Origin of the sequence: Pseudomonas sp. UM16, assembly GCF_050312595.1 — a bacterium.
Classification (GTDB): domain Bacteria; phylum Pseudomonadota; class Gammaproteobacteria; order Pseudomonadales; family Pseudomonadaceae; genus Aquipseudomonas.
The window spans coordinates 268,442-283,484 of record NZ_JBNPJT010000005.1 but is presented as its reverse complement, the minus strand read 5'-3'; the positions used below and the strand labels follow the sequence as shown (position 1 = coordinate 283,484).

At 60.2% G+C, this 15,043-nt stretch carries 14 protein-coding genes; 2 read left to right on the top strand and 12 right to left on the bottom strand.

Translation table 11 applies throughout. The features are described 5' to 3' along the window. Positions 1–14 precede the first annotated feature (14 nt). From ACQRAX_RS08230 to ACQRAX_RS08180, 11 genes are all read right to left on the bottom strand, one after another. Entirely contained in the window at positions 15–659 is a 645-nt protein-coding gene (locus tag ACQRAX_RS08230; RefSeq protein WP_412038868.1) for a methionine ABC transporter permease, read from the bottom strand. Beyond that, positions 649–1,764 (bottom strand): methionine ABC transporter ATP-binding protein, encoded by a 1,116-nt coding sequence (locus tag ACQRAX_RS08225; protein WP_412038869.1) that lies wholly within the window; start codon positions 1,762–1,764, stop codon positions 649–651. The genes ACQRAX_RS08230 and ACQRAX_RS08225 overlap by 11 nt, the downstream gene beginning before the upstream one ends. Position 1,765: 1 nt before the next feature. Beyond that, entirely contained in the window at positions 1,766–2,572 is an 807-nt protein-coding gene (locus ACQRAX_RS08220; protein ID WP_412038870.1) for a MetQ/NlpA family ABC transporter substrate-binding protein, read from the bottom strand. Continuing rightward, entirely contained in the window at positions 2,565–3,950 is a 1,386-nt protein-coding gene (locus ACQRAX_RS08215) for an LLM class flavin-dependent oxidoreductase (protein WP_412038871.1), read from the bottom strand. The genes ACQRAX_RS08220 and ACQRAX_RS08215 overlap by 8 nt, the downstream gene beginning before the upstream one ends. Then, on the bottom strand, positions 3,950–5,155 hold the full coding sequence (locus tag ACQRAX_RS08210; RefSeq protein ID WP_412038872.1) for an SfnB family sulfur acquisition oxidoreductase: 1,206 nt from the start codon (positions 5,153–5,155) through the stop codon (positions 3,950–3,952). The genes ACQRAX_RS08215 and ACQRAX_RS08210 overlap by 1 nt, the downstream gene beginning before the upstream one ends. Positions 5,156–5,176: 21 nt before the next feature. Further along, positions 5,177–6,418, bottom strand: a complete 1,242-nt coding sequence (locus tag ACQRAX_RS08205) for an SfnB family sulfur acquisition oxidoreductase (RefSeq protein WP_412038873.1) — start codon at positions 6,416–6,418, stop codon at positions 5,177–5,179. Positions 6,419–6,592: 174 nt separating this feature from the next. After that, positions 6,593–7,315 (bottom strand): hypothetical protein, encoded by a 723-nt coding sequence (locus tag ACQRAX_RS08200; protein ID WP_412038874.1) that lies wholly within the window; start codon positions 7,313–7,315, stop codon positions 6,593–6,595. Between the two features lie 170 nt (positions 7,316–7,485). Beyond that, on the bottom strand, positions 7,486–8,247 hold the full coding sequence (tcyN, locus tag ACQRAX_RS08195) for an L-cystine ABC transporter ATP-binding protein TcyN (protein ID WP_412038875.1): 762 nt from the start codon (positions 8,245–8,247) through the stop codon (positions 7,486–7,488). Positions 8,248–8,250: 3 nt separating this feature from the next. Continuing rightward, the gene (gene tcyL, locus ACQRAX_RS08190) at positions 8,251–8,919 is read right to left on the bottom strand and encodes a cystine ABC transporter permease (protein WP_412038876.1); all 669 of its coding nucleotides are present in this window, start codon (positions 8,917–8,919) and stop codon (positions 8,251–8,253) included. After that, a complete protein-coding gene (gene tcyJ, locus ACQRAX_RS08185; protein ID WP_412038877.1) occupies positions 8,916–9,710 on the bottom strand; it encodes a cystine ABC transporter substrate-binding protein in 795 nt (264 codons plus the stop codon). Before tcyJ ends, tcyL begins: the two co-directional genes overlap by 4 nt. A gap of 107 nt (positions 9,711–9,817) precedes the next feature. Beyond that, complete coding sequence (locus ACQRAX_RS08180) at positions 9,818–10,816, bottom strand: D-cysteine desulfhydrase (protein ID WP_412038878.1); 999 nt, start codon at positions 10,814–10,816, stop codon at positions 9,818–9,820. A 191-nt stretch (positions 10,817–11,007) separates the two neighbouring features. Between ACQRAX_RS08180 and epsC the strand changes: the two genes are divergently transcribed. Further along, positions 11,008–11,940, top strand: a complete 933-nt coding sequence (gene epsC / locus ACQRAX_RS08175) for a serine O-acetyltransferase EpsC (RefSeq protein WP_412038879.1) — start codon at positions 11,008–11,010, stop codon at positions 11,938–11,940. A 233-nt stretch (positions 11,941–12,173) separates the two neighbouring features. Continuing rightward, positions 12,174–14,135 (top strand): choline transporter BetT, encoded by a 1,962-nt coding sequence (betT, locus tag ACQRAX_RS08170; protein ID WP_412038880.1) that lies wholly within the window; start codon positions 12,174–12,176, stop codon positions 14,133–14,135. A 64-nt stretch (positions 14,136–14,199) separates the two neighbouring features. On the opposite strand, the gene tauD is transcribed toward betT, so the two are convergent. Next, positions 14,200–15,033, bottom strand: coding sequence for a taurine dioxygenase (gene tauD, locus ACQRAX_RS08165; protein ID WP_412038881.1), 834 nt, complete (start codon positions 15,031–15,033; stop codon positions 14,200–14,202). Positions 15,034–15,043 lie beyond the last annotated feature (10 nt).

Sequence of the window (15,043 nt, the reverse complement as noted above, 5' to 3'; positions counted from 1 at the left end):
ATTTCTACAAGGGGTCAGCGTTTGTTCAGACCTTTGGCCAAGCGATCCCCACCCAGCTGAATCAACGCCACCAGCACTACCAGCATGACAATCACGGTGAGCATGATCTGGCTGTCGAAGCGTTGGTAGCCGTAACGGTAAGCGATGTCGCCCAGCCCGCCTGCACCAATGGCTCCGGCCATGGCCGAGGAGTTGATCATGGTCACCAAGGTGATGGTGAAGCCGCCGACGATGCCTGGCAGGGCTTCGGGCAGCAACACGTGCCAGACGATATGCCAGCGTCGGCAGCCCATGGCCTGGGCGGCTTCGATCAGGCCATGATCGACTTCACGCAAGCTGACTTCGGCGATCCTTGCGAAAAACGGCGTGGCGGCAATGGTCAACGGCACCACGGCCGCCCAGACGCCGTAGGTGGTACCAACGATCAGGCGCGTGAACGGAATCAGGGCGACCATCAGGATCAGGAACGGGATCGAGCGGAACAGGTTAACGAAGGCACCGAGCACCCGGTTCAGGATTGGGGCTTCGAAGATTCCACCCTTGCCGCTGGTAACGAGGATGACCGCCAACGGTATTCCGGCCAACAAGGCGATCAACGATGACACCCCGACCATCAGCAGGGTATCGAGTACTCCTTGCAGCAGACGCTCAGTCCACATAGCCCAGTACCTCTACTTGCGTTGCCCATTGCCGGGCACGTTGGATGATGTGTTCATGGCTGTTTGGGGAGTTGCTCACCGACAGCACCAGCCGCCCCAGCGGCCTGCCTTGAATGGCTTCGATGCCGCCTTGCAGCAAACGGATCTGGCCACCTAGGCTGCTGAACAATGTGGATAACTCTGGGGCCTGTTGATCACTGCCGCTGACCTTAAGATCCAGCACCAGGGCCGCTTCGGCGCTGTTTGCCTGGGGCTGCAGGCGAGCCTGAAATGTGGCTGGCATGGCTGCTTGCAAAGGCGCAAGCAAGGTCTTGCTGACCTCATGCTGAGGATCGCCGAACACCCGCCAGACTGCGCCCTGCTCAACAATGCGTCCGCGCTCGAGTACAACTACCCGTTGGCAGATATCGCGGATGACGGCCATCTCGTGGGTAATCAGCACGATGGTCAGGCCCAGGCGCTGGTTGATGTCGCGCAGCAACTCAAGAATGGAGGCGGTCGTTTCCGGATCGAGCGCCGAGGTGGCCTCATCGCAGAGGAGGATATCCGGGTCGTGTACCAGCGCCCGGGCGATGCCGACGCGCTGCTTTTGCCCGCCCGACAACTGTGTGGGATAGGCGTGATGTTTCTGCTCAAGGCCGACCAGTTCCAGCAACTCGGCCACCTTGCGTTGGCGCTGGACCTTGGGCACGCCGGCAACCTTGAGTGGCAGTTCGACGTTCTGCCAGACCGTCTTGGCCGACATCAGGTTGAAATGCTGGAAGATCATGCCGATACGTCGGCGCAGTTGTACCAAGCGGTCTTGGTCGAATTCGCCGATGTCGATCTGGTCGATCAGCACCCGGCCTGCGCTCGGTTGCTCTAGTCGATTGATGGTGCGGATCAGCGACGATTTGCCAGCGCCACTGCGCCCGATTATGCCGAAGATTTCGCCGCGCTGGATGTTCAGATCAATAGCGTCAAGTGCCGGTGTGGTTTGCCCCGGATACGTCTTGCCCAGGCCGATGAAGCGCACATGGGCGTTGCTTAGTTCAGGCCGAAGGAGCCGTTGTTGCGCATGAGGCTGCGATGCCGAAGAGGGCGAAAGGGCGGTGGCGGCGTTCATTTCAGCTCTCCCAGCCCGGTTGGTAAAGTTTGCCGTGGGTTTTTTCCAGGGCGGCCCGCACGGCGGGCGAGTGCTGGTAAATATCGATGAACTTGGCCAGGCGCGGATCGCCCTTGGTTTGCGGGCGGATGACGAACTGGATCACGTATTCCTTGTGGTCGAGGCCATCGAACAACAGCGCGGAGGTGGCATCGAAGGTATTGGCCAGGCGGATATAGGCCGGATAGCCCTGAACCACGTCCGCATCATCGTAGGCCCGTACCAGTTGCACCGCTTCGACCTGAAGGATCTTCAATTGCTTGGGGTTGGCGACGATGTCTTCTTCGCTGGCTTTGTAGCCAACGCCCGGCTTGAGGGTAATCAGGCCGGCCTTGGCCAGCAACTGCAGGCCGCGGCCGCTGTTGATCGGGTCATTGGCGATGGCCACGCTCGCGCCCTTGGGCAGTTCGTCGAAGCTTTTGTAGTGCTTCGAATATAAGCCGACGTTGTTGATGATCCCCGGTGCGTAGGGCACCAAATCAAAACCAGCAGCGGCCTTGGCGTTCTCCAGGAACGGGATGTGCTGGAAGTAGTTCACGTCGATGTCGCCGCTGGCCAGGCTGACATTCGGCGCGATCCAGTCGCTGAACTCGATCAGCTCGACGCTCAGGCCCTGTTTCTTCGCTTCACTGACAGCCGCTTCCAACGGGATGGCAAACGCAGCGGTGGTGCCGATTTTCAACGGGGCGTCGGCCGCCTGGGTAATTGCGGATAAGCCCAGAGTCAGCAGCAGGGCCGCGACAGGACGGGCAAAAAAAGTCTTAAGCATGCTGTGGCGCTCCAGTCAGGGTGGTGTGGCGATAGCCGGCGCCGGGATGGTCGGCAGGCAACAGAGGCTGATCCGTGGCGAACAGTTTTTCGCGCAGGCTGCCTGGTTCGTAGGCGGTCTTGTAGGCGCCACGACGTTGCAATTCGGGGATCACCAGGTCGATGAAGTCGACATAGCTTTCCGGGGTTACGGTACGGGTCAGGTTGAAGCCGTCCAGGCCGGTTTCAGCGATCCAGCTTTCCAGTTCGTCGGCAACTTGGGTTGGAGAGCCGACCAGAGTGATATAGCGGCCGCCCAATGCGTGCTGGTCGAGCAACTTGCGCCGGGTCCAGTCGTTGTTCTGCAGGGTTTTGGTCGCCGACTGGATGGCATTGCTGTGCACATACTGGATTGGCTCATCCAGCTCGTAGGCGGCAAAGTCGATGCCGGTGGAGCTGGCGAAATGTGCAACGCCTGCTTCGGCACTGGCGTAGCGCAGATACTCGGCGTGCTTGGCCCAGGCTTGCTCCTCGCTGCGGGCGACAATCACGGTAAGGCCCATGAACACCTTGATCGCCTCGGAATCACGTCCGGCCGCCACGGCCGCCGCACGCACCTTGTCGACCTGGGCACGGGTGCCGGCCTTGGTCTGGCCACTGATGAATACGCATTCGGCGTGGTTGCCGGCAAACCCCAGGCCGCGCTCGGAGCTGCCCGCCTGGAACAGCACCGGGGTGCGCTGTGGCGAAGGCTCGCACAGGTGGTAACCCTCGACCCGATAGAACTCGCCCTGATGACGCACCTTGTGCACTTTGTCCGGCCTGGCGTAGATGCGCTGCTGGCGGTCGTTGGCCACCGCGTCGTGCTCCCAACTGCCTTCGAGCAGCTTGTACAGCACCTGCATGTATTCATCGGCCTGGTCGTAACGGCGGTCGTGTTCGGTTTGTTGCTCCAGGCCCATGGCCCGGGCGGCGCTGTCCAGATAGCCGGTGACAATGTTCCAGCCGACCCGGCCACGGCTCAGGTGGTCGAGGGTCGAGAGTTTGCGGGCGAACAGGTACGGCGCTTCGTAGGTCAGGTTGGCGGTCAGGCCAAAGCCCAGGTGGCGGGTCACGGCGGCCATGGCCGATACCAGCAGCAAAGGGTCGTTGACCGGTAGCTGGATCGACTCCTTGAGCGGCACGTCGATGTTGTTCTGGTAGACGTCGTAAACACCGACGATATCGGCGATGAACAGCCCGTCGAATAGCCCGCGTTCCAGCAGTTGGGCCAGTTCGGTCCAGTACTCCAGAGTTTTGTACTGGCTTGAAGTGTCGCGTGGGTGGGTCCACAAGCCGTGATTGATGTGGCCAATGCAGTTCATGTTGAAGGCATTGAGGAGGATCTTTTTCTTGGCCATCAGATGGTCCCCCGCAGCGGTGGGTTTTCATCGTTGAGGTAGTAGTTGCCAATGGCGTGGTATTTCCAGCGCACTGGGTCGTGCAAGGTATGTACGCGGGCGTTGCGCCAGTGGCGGTCCAGGCCATGTTCGGCAAGGGTGGCCTGACTGCCCGCCAGTTCGAACAGGGTACTGCCGGCGGCCAGGGAGATTTCGGTGCTGATCGCCCGCGCTTCAGCGACGGCAATGGAGGCTGCGGCCACGGTGCTGGCGTTGGTTTCAGCCTGAGCCTGGTCGAGGAACTCACCGGCACGTTCAAGTAGGGCTTCAGCAGCGTGCAAGCGGATCGCCAGATGACCAAAGGACTTCAGGGTCAGCGGGTCGTCGCTGGCTTTGTCGATGCCTGCATCGATCCACGGTCGGCTGCGGCTGCGCACAAACTGCAGTGCATCTTCGTAGGCGGCGCGGGCGATGCCGGTGTCGATCGCGGCATGAAGTATCTGTGCCAGTGGGCCGACAGTAGTTGGCCGTTCGAAGGCGCTCTGGAAGGGAATTACATCCTCGGCGGCGACCCAGACATTCTCAAACAGCACCGAACCGCTGCCGGTGGTGCGCTGGCCGAAGCCGCTCCAGTCGTCGACGACCCGCAACCCGGTGCTTTCGGCTGGCACGAAAGCCAGGTGTTGCACACCGTGTTCGTCGACCACCGAGGTGGGAATGCGTTGGGCATATAGGGCACCCGTGGCGTAGAACTTGCGCCCGTTGATGCGGTAGCCGTCACCGTCACGGTTTAGCGCCGTAGTACGATCATGGGCGGTTTTGGTACCAAGTTCGGCCAGGGCATTTCCGAAGCGTTTGCCGGCCAGCACTTCAGCGTAAAGGCGCTGCTGTTGCTGCAGGCTGCCGTTTACCCGCAGCACTTCCAGGGCATAGAAATGGTTTTGTGGAATCTGGCCGAGGGAAGCATCGGCCTGGGCGATGCGCGCGATTACTTTGGCCAGGGTGACGTTGGAGACACCGGCACCCCCAAGGGCTTTGGGCACGCTGATGGCCCACAGGCCGGAACGCGAGAACAGCGCCAGTTCCGGATGAGGCAGGCGGCGTTCGCGGTCGCGCAGGATGCTGTCACGGCGCAGCTCGCCAGCCAGTTCTTCGGCAACTTGCAAAGCCTGGGCGTCAGTGTGAATGACCGCGACGTTTTCGTGCGGTTGCGGCAGAAGGCTCATAAATAGGCTCCAGAGGTCTGGTCAGATCCAGGAATGCCGGGCAGGCAAGGTACCGTTGAGGTGATAGGCGCCAACGGCGTGGTATTTCCAGCGCACTGGGTCGTGCAGGGTGTGCACGCGGGCATTGCGCCAGTGCCGGTCGAGGCCGAACTCGGCGAGGGTGGCGCGGCTGCCGGCCAGTTCGAACAGCTTCTCGCTGGCCAGCAGGGCGACCTCAGTGGTCAACACCTTGGCTTCGGCCACCGCAATCGAGGCACGGGCTGCCGCAGCGGCATCCACGGGGGCTGCGTTGACCTCATCAAGGGTGCGCGCGGCCTTGCTCTGCAAAGCCTGGGCGGCATGCAGCTCAAGTTGCAGGCGACCGATATCGGCGATCACGTAGAGGTCATCGCTGGCGCGCTCGACCTGGGCATCGATCCATGGCCGTGAGCGTTCGCGCACAAAGGCGATAGCGTCGGCCACGGCGGCTTCGGCGATGCCCAGATCAATGGCGGCCTGGATTAGCTGCGAGGCGGCGCCCTGGATATTCGGCACCTCATTCTGGCGCCAGTTGTCGATGACCAGCTCGGCATCGACCTGAACCCGGTCGAGCAGCACGGTGCCGCTGGCGGTGGTGCGCTGGCCGAATCCAGACCAGTCATCGACGATACGCAGCCCAGGCGTGCCGCGACGAACAAATGCCAATACCTGACGACCGTCATCGTTCAGGGCTTTGACGGCCACCCAATGGGCGAACAAGGCGCCGGTGGAATAGAACTTTTCGCCACTGAGCAGATAGTGATCACCCTCACGACTGATCCGTGCCTTAAGCTCCAAGGTGTGCTTGCTGCTGCGCTCCGGCCCGGCATTGCCGATCCGCCAGCCGTCGAGTACCGATTTGAACAGCAGCTCTTGCTGCCGCGCGTTGGCAGTGCCTTTGAGCAGTTGCAGCATGCCAAACTGGTTTTGCGGAATTTGTCCCAGCGCCGGGTCGGCGGCGCTGATGATGCGAAACACTTCAGCGATGGTGACGAAGGACACCTGTGCGCCGCCATGCTCGCGGGGAATGGAAATACTACCCAGGCCGCTGCGGGTGAACTGTTCGATTTCTGCCCAGGGCAGCTTGCGTTGCTGGTCGCGGCGAGCGGCCTGACTGCGGGCTACTTCGGCCAACTCATGGGCAGCCTGCACGGCTTCAGCGTCACTGCGCAGCACCTTGGCGGGCAACAGCAACGGGGCGCTGTCCAGATCACTGTGGACATTGGTTTCTGCCAGACTGGACATCAGCACTGCTCCCTGGCTGCACTCAATGTCTTGGCGTTACGCACTGGGGGGATTGTGTTCCTGACCATACCTTACCTCACGTATTGGAAAGGTCGGCGCAGGCTGCGCCGACTGAAATGCGCTGGTCCGGTGGTCCGGTTCATATACCCTAATGCTGTATAAAAATTAAATAAACTAACTTTTAGGAATATATATAGAAGTACTCATTGGCCGTTTGGCGAACACCCGTAGCTGCACGGCCGGCGCCCACTGCGATCGATTTCCGACCCGGTCGAGAATGCAGTAACTCAGGTCCAGGTGTGGGTCAGGCCCGCTTTCCTGAATCAATGACAAAGGAATTTTCGCCTGCAGCGGGTTGCCGACCTGACTCTGCTTCAGTGCCGGTAGGTCCAGGCGTAGATCGCCCCAGCGCAAGGTGATGCTGTCACCTTCGGCCATGTGTCGATAAGGGGCCAGGGAGCAGGGTAGATCGTCGTTCAGGTCGTTCAGGAACAGGCCCTCACGACGTAATCGGCTATTCAGTTGTAAAGGTTGTAAGTGCTCGCGGGCATCGCTGCCGCCTGGGCAGTCGAGTTTGACCAGTACGTGCAGTTCAGGTGAGCGCAACGGCCGACAGCCCGGCTTGAGCAGGCGGTAGTGCAGGCGTTGGATACCGTTGTGCAGCAATATGCCAGGTATACGGAAGTCGACACTGCCATCCGGCTGGTGAACCTGCAGCGTGTGTGCGGCGACAAAGCGTTGGCCCCAGAACATGGCCAATAGATCGCCGGCTTCCATGGGCGGCTCAATGTTTACGCGTGCCCTCAATCGGGCGGCACTGTAGCGGCCGATACCGGCAGGATTAATACCGGGCAGGGCGGGTGGAGACAGTTCGGGTCCTTGGCTGACATCGGGCATGGTGCGCATCCTTGGCATGAGCATCGGCAGGATTGGCGGTTATTGGCCAGCTGACGCGCAGGAACAAGCCCATCGATTGCCATTTGCTCGGTAGCGGCGAACTTCGGAATAGGACTACAGCCATAGGGAAAGTCTGGGGCTGAAGGAGGGGCCAGGGTCTGGTGGGGAACTCAGTACCCGGTGTTCTGGGTGCCGAGGAACTTGCCGAGGAACTGACGGGTGCGCTCTTCCTTAGGGTGAGCGAACAGCGCTCGGGCCTCGCCCTGTTCGACAATCACCCCCTTGTCGAAAAAGATCACTCGGTTGGCGACATCACGGGCAAAGCTCATCTCATGGGTGACGATGATCATCGTGCGGCGTTCTTCCGCCAGGCCGCGAATGGTTGCCAGCACTTCACCAACCAGTTCCGGGTCCAGGGCCGAGGTTGGCTCGTCAAACAGAATCACCTCAGGCTCCATCGCCAGGGCGCGGGCTATTGCCACCCGCTGTTGCTGGCCACCGGACAACTTGCGTGGATAGGAATCTTCCTTGCCACTCAGCCCGACTTTGGCCAACAGCTTCATGCCCAGGGCAACGGCCTGCTCGCGAGGCGTCTTCTTGACCACCAATGGGCCTTCGATGACGTTTTCCAGCGCGGTGCGATGGGGAAACAGGTTGAAGTTCTGGAACACGAAGCCAACCTGCTGACGCAGCTTGCGGATCAAGCCTTGCTGCTGCTTGAGCGGGCGGTTGGCATCGATCTCCACATCACCGACCTGAATACGGCCGCTGCTGGGGGTTTCCAGTAGATTAAGGCAGCGCAGGAAGGTGGTTTTGCCGGAGCCGCTGGGGCCGATGATGGCGATGACTTCGCCTGCTTCGACCTTGAGGCTGATGTCCTTGAGCACCGTCTGGCCATTGAACTGTTTGCTCAGCTGCTCTACCACAATCATGCCTCAGGACTCCTGGTCGTGTCGGTTGACCCGCGCTTCCAGGCGGTTCTGCAAGTGCGCGAGAACGCTGGCTAACACCCAGTAGATCAGTGCGGCGGCAAGGTACATGGTGAAGATTTCGAAAGTGCGGGCGGTGATCAGCTGCGCCTGGCGGAACAGTTCCGGGACCTGGATGGTCGCGGCCAGGGCGGTGTCCTTGACCAGGGAGATAAAGCTGTTGCCCAGCGGTGGCAAGGCAGTGCGTGCAGCCTGAGGCAGGATCGCCCGGCGCATGGCCTGGCCACGCGTCATGCCAATACTGGCGGCCGCTTCCCACTGGCCACGATCAATGGAGCCGATTGCCGCGCGGAGGATTTCACAGGCGTAGGCCGCCATATTCAGAGAGAAGCCGATCAGCGCCGCGGGTAGCGGGTCCAGTTCGATACCCAACTGCGGCAAGCCGTAATAGATCATAAACAGCTGGACCAGCAACGGTGTGCCACGGAAGAACGACACATAGACCCGCGCCGTCCAGCTCAGCAGCTTGAGCGACGACAGGCGCATCAGCGCCAGGCCGAAACCCAGTAACAGCCCGAAGAACATCCCGCCAAGGCTGAGGATGACCGTGTAGTACGCGCCCCTAAGCAGAAAGGGCGCGCTGTCCAGCGCAAGCTGCAGGCTGTCTTCGATCATTGAGTCACGTCGGCGCCAAAGTACTTCTGGGACAACTTGGCCAGGGTGCCGTCGGCACGCAGTTTATCCAGTGCCTTGTTCAGGGCTTCAAGTAGTTCCGGCTCACCCTTGCGCAGTGCTATACCCGCTTCCTGGCGCGAGAACGCGTCACCGGCGGCGGTAGTGTCCTTGGCTTTTTTGGCGTATTCCAGAGCGGCCAGACGGTCGATCAGGATCGCGTCGATACGCCCGACACGCAGTTCCTGGAACTTGGTCGGATCGTCTTCGTAGGTGCGCACGTCAGCGGTCGGTACATTGGCTTTGACCCACTGTTCGTAGTTGGTACCCAGGCCTACCCCAACCTTTTTTCCGCCCAGGTCGGCAGCGGACTTGATGTTCAACTCGGCGGCTTTTTTCGTCAGTACCAGCGCCTGAATACCGGAAACGGTGTAAGGCTGGGAGAAGTCGTATTTCTTCTTGCGCTCCTCGGAAATAGTCACCTGGTTGATCACCACGTCCAGGCGCTTGGACTCAAGGGCGGCGAGGATGCCATCCCATTTGGTCGGTTGCAGCTTGGCTTTGACCCCCAGTTCTTTGGCCAGGGCCTCGGACAGCTCCACCTCGAAACCCGCCAGCTTGCCGTCGGCATCGACGAAACTGAACGGAGGGTAAGTGCCTTCCAGGCCAACGCTGATCACACCCTTGTCTTTGATGGATTTCAGTTGCTCACCCGCAACCGCCTGGCCAAGCAGGCTGGCACCGAGCAACAGGGCGACGCCTGCGTTTAGAATCTGTTTACCGATTACTGTCATGACGAAGCCCCAATGTTGTTGTGTAGTGGCTGGCGACTATAGGTTGACGCTAATAGGCTTAAAAATAATATAAATTCATTTTCTTATGCTGTAAGTGCATAAGTTGATTAACTGTTCCAGACCTCAGGGTAGGCGAATAATGCCGGTGCCCCACCGGTATGCAGGAAAATCAGTGGGCCATCGTTGAATCGCTGGCGAGCAATGCCGTCGAGCAAGCCGGCCATGGCCTTGCCGGTGTACACCGGATCCAGCAGTAATCCTTCCTGGCTGGCCAGAAGGCGAATCGCGGCGAGGGTGCCGGCATTCGGCTCGCCATAGCGTGGGGCGAAATACTCGTCCCACAGTTCGACCTTGAAGTGCTTGGGCAGGTGCACGCCAAGAAGTTCGGCCGTTCGCTCGGCAAGCCCCTGAACCTTGGGGCGTTGGTCCTCATTGGTGCGTGACACGGTGACGCCAATCACTGGCAACTTTGGCAAGGCTTCAGCCAATGCCAGGGCGAGGCCACTGTGCGTGCCAGCGCTGCCAGAGGCGAGCACGACAGCGGCAAAGCGCTGGCCGCCGTGCTTGATCTGTTCGGCAAGCTCCAGCCCTGCACGTACGTAGCCCAGCGCCCCGAGCGCGTTTGAGCCACCGATCGGCACGATGTAGGGTTTGCGCCCACTGGCGTGCAGGCGTACTGCCAGGGCCTGCAGTTGTTGTTCGGCATTGTCGAGGTTATCCACAAGCTCGACCTTGGCGTCGAACAGGTCCAGCAACAGGCGGTTGCCGTTGCCCTTGTAGTTCGGGGAATGGGTGCCGATCGGATTCTCCAGCAGTGCGGCACAACCCAGGCCCAATTGCGCGGCGAGCGCAGCGGTCTGGCGCACATGGTTGGACTGGATCGCACCGGCCGTGACCAGGGTATCGGCGCCTTTGCTCAAAGCGTCGGCCGCCAGGTATTCGAGCTTGCGCAGTTTGTTGCCGCCCAGAGCAAGGGGGGTGCAATCGTCACGTTTGACATAAATGTCTCGGCCGACCCAGGCCGAGAGGCGGTGCAACTTTTCCAGCGCGGTCGGCGCGCCAAGCAGGTCCAGACGATTGAAGCGGGAAAGCTGTCGGTCGATCATGGCAACACATCTGCAAGGGAAAATTCGACTATAGGCAGCCTCCGGTCAGTGGGCAACTTCCGGCCTTATGCCTGCTTTATTGCGTTTTGGAATAACGGATTATTTTTTCCCCTCAGAGCATTTGCCGTACAGTGAGTGCTGATCTGACAGCATTTCCATTCCATTCACCGTAGCGACAGGGAGACGTAACCGTGAGCGAGAACGCGCAAACAGGGCATTGGCAATTGCAGGGCATCGTTGCCGGCTTGCGCAGCGCCCGTGACAAATGGCGCAGCAGCAATGGCCGTAGCAGTGGCGAGCAGGGGGGGCGGGAATTGCCTTCACGCGAAGCCATGCGGCACATCCTCGAGCAATTGTGTGGGGCGCTTTTCCCCATGCGCCTGGGGCCTGTGGACCTGCGCGAGGAAAGCGAAGATTTCTATGTCGGTCATACCCTCGATTCAGCCCTGACAGCTTTGCATGCCCAGGCGCGCCTGGAGCTGCGCTATGTAGCTCGCCAAGGCAAGTGCGATGCTGCTGAGGTCGATGCCAAGGCGCTGCGTCTGATTCAGGATTTCGCCGCGGCCCTGCCGGGTTTGCGCAGCATCCTCGATACTGACGTGCTGGCAGCTTTCCATGGTGACCCGGCGGCGCGCAGCGTCGATGAGGTGTTGCTGTGCTACCCGGGCATTCTTGCGGTGATCCATCATCGCCTGGCCCACCACCTCTACCGTTCTGGCCTGCCGTTGCTGGCGCGGATCAGTTCGGAGCTGGCGCATTCGGCTACCGGTATCGACATTCATCCTGGTGCTCAGATCGGTAAAAGCTTCTTCATCGACCATGGTACGGGTGTGGTGATTGGTGAAACCGCAATCATTGGTGAGCGGGTACGCATCTACCAAGCCGTGACCTTGGGGGCCAAGCGCTTCCCGGCGGACGAGGACGGGCAGTTGCTAAAAGGCCATCCGCGTCACCCGATCGTCGAAGACGATGTGGTGATCTATGCCGGCGCAACAATTCTGGGACGCATCACCATTGGCAAGGGTTCAACCATCGGTGGCAATGTCTGGCTGACCCGCAGCGTCGTTCCGGGCAGCAACCTGACCCAGGCCAATTTGCAGCATGATGACGGCACTCAAAAGTAAATTCGCAATGGTGTTTAGGGCCTTGCCCCAGGCTTGAGTTGCGGCACTGGGTCGCATCGCGACCCCCATCCGTGTTTAACTTGAACGCTTGTTCAAGTTAAAACGGTGGTCCGCTGCCGGTGTTCAAAAGGAGAAAACCCTTTGCCGAACCCGTTCAATCCAAGCCTTTCCCTTCATGTCGAGGTGCACATTTAATGGGTGCGCCGAGTTCCTTACCTAGCGGCAAAATCCGCATGAATCCGCCGGTTTTCTATTTCGCGGCGAGCTTTATCCTCATTTTCGGACTGGTGGTCATCAGCAATCCGCAAGCGGCCGGCGAATGGTTGCTGGCGGCGCAGAACTGGGCGGCCAACACGGTCGGCTGGTACTACATGCTGGCGATGACGTTGTACCTGGTCTTCGTGGTGGTCACCGCCTTGTCCGGCTACGGCAAGATCAAGCTCGGTGCCGACCACGACGAACCCGAGTTCAGCTACTTGTCCTGGGCCGGCATGCTCTTCGCCGCTGGCATCAGCATTACCTTGTTCTTCTTTTGCGTCTCTGAACCACTGACCCACATGCTCCAGCCACCGCAAGGGGAGGCTGGAACGGTCGAGGCCGGTCGTCAGGCCATGCAGTTGCTGTTCCTGCACTGGGGCCTACATGGCTGGGGGGTGTTTGCCTTCGTCGGTATGGCCCTGGCCTATTTCGCCTATCGGCACAACCTGCCGTTGGCGCTGCGCTCAGCGCTCTACCCGCTGATCGGCAAGCGTATTAACGGGCCCATCGGCTATGCCGTGGATGGCTTCGGCATCATCGCCACGGTGTTCGGCCTGGGTGCCGACATGGGCTTTGGTGTACTGCACCTGAACTCGGGCCTGGATTACCTATTCGGTATTCCCCATACCCAATGGGTCCAGGTGGCGTTGATCACCCTGATGATGGGCGCGGCGGTAGCGGTGGCGGTGGCCGGGGTCGAGAAGGGTGTGCGGGTAATGTCCGACATCAATATGTTCCTGGCCTGTGCACTGCTGTTGTTTGTGCTGTTCGCCGGGCCTACCCAGCACCTGTTCAATACCTTGATCCAGAACCTGGGGGATTATCTCGGGGCGCTGCCGCGCAAGAGCTTCGATGTCTACGCCTATAACGAAGCCCGCGACTGGCTGGGTGGCTGGACCGTGTTTTACTGGGCCTGGTGGATTGCCTGGGCGCCCTTTGTCGGCCTGTTCATTGCGCGGATTTCCCGAGGCCGGACCATCCGTGAGTTTGTCTTCGGCGTGCTGCTGATCCCGCTGGGTTTTACCCTGGCGTGGATGTCGATCTTCGGCAACAGTGCCATATCCCAGGTGCTTGATCACGGCATGACCGCGCTGGGCCAGTCCGCCATTGATAACCCCTCGATGACCCTCTACTTGCTGCTGGAAACTTATCCGTGGAGCAAGACGGTGATTGCGGTCACGGTGTTTATCAGCTTTGTCTTCTTCGTCACCTCTGCCGACTCTGGCACTGTGGTGTTGTCGACCTTGTCCGCTCGCGATGGCAATGCCGATGAAGACGGTCCGAACTGGTTGCGGGTGTTCTGGGGCGCAATGACTGCCCTGGTAACCATCGGCCTGTTGTTTGCTGGCAGCATTGACTCGTTGAAGTCGGCGGTGGTGCTCACCTCGTTGCCATTCTCGGTGATTCTCCTGGCGATGATGTGGGGCCTGCATAAGGCGTTCTACCTTGAGTCGCAGCGCCAGATTGCGCAGATGCATTCGCTGGCGCCGTTCGCCAACTCGCGTCGCGGCCGTGGTGGTTGGCGACAGCGTCTGAGCCAAGCGGTGCATTTCCCATCGCGTGATGAGGTCTATCGGTTCATGGATGACGTGGTGCGCCCGGCAATTGCCGAGGTCACTGAAGTGTTCGTCGAGAAGGGCCTGAACGTCATCACTCAGGAAGACCCGAGCCACGACAACGTCAGTCTGAAGATTGGTCATGGTGAGGAGCAACCCTTCATCTACCAGGTGCAGATGCGTGGCTACTTCACGCCGTCGTTCGCTTTGGGCGGGCTGGGTACCCAGGAGTTGAAGAACCGTCGCTACTACCGTGCCGAGGTGCATCTGAGCGAAGGCAGCCAGGACTATGACCTGGTGGGTTACAGCAAGGAGCAGATCATCAACGACATCCTTGATCAGTACGAGCGGCATATGCAGTTCTTGCATTTGGTGCGTTAAAATTACCGCGGGCGCGACTTCGGTGGGAGCGGATGGATCCGCTCCCACAAGCCCGTGGTAATAATCAAAACGGCGCATCCCCCAGAATCGTCGCCCGATGCATGACCCGCCGCTGCGGCCGGTAGTCATCCACCGCGAAATGCTGGGTTACGCGGTTATCCCAGAACGCTAGGTCGTTCTCCTGCCAGCGCCAGCGAATGGTGAACTCCGGCCGGGTGGCATGGGCGAATAGCAGTTTCAGAATCGCCTCGCTTTCCGCCTCGTTCAGCTCATTTATTCGCGTGGTGAAGCCTTCATTGACGAACAGCGACTTGCGCCCGCTGACCGGGTGCGTGCGGATTACCGGATGCGACAGCGGTGGGTTATTGCGCCGCGTCGCTTCCCAGCGTGCAAGGTCTTCAGGTGTAGTGCCGAAGCGTTCCAAAGGGAACGACTTGGTGAAGTCATGGGTGGCGGTCAGCCCATCGAGTAGCTGCTGCAGTGGTGCCGACAGTGCCTCGAAGGCGGCGATGCCGCTGGCCCACAAGGTATCGCCACCGTAGGCCGGTAGCTGCTTGGCGCTGAGCACCGCACCCAGCGCCGGGGTTGGCAGGAAAGTAACATCGGTGTGCCAGACGGCATTGTCGCGTACATCCGTGACGGCGGTGTCGAGCACCAGCACTTGCGGGGTTTCCGGCACATTAGGGTAGATCGGATGAATGTGCAGGTCGCCGAAACGTGCAGCGAAGTCAGCCTGCTGTTGCGGGTTGATTGGCTGCTCACGAAAGAACAGCACCTGATGCTTGAGCAACGCCTGTTCGATGGCATCACGGTGCGCGTTGCTGATCTCACGACTGAGGTCGATGCCGCTGATCTGTGCGCCGAGGGCTATGCTCAGCGGAGTAATGGTCAAGCTCATGGTTGTTCTC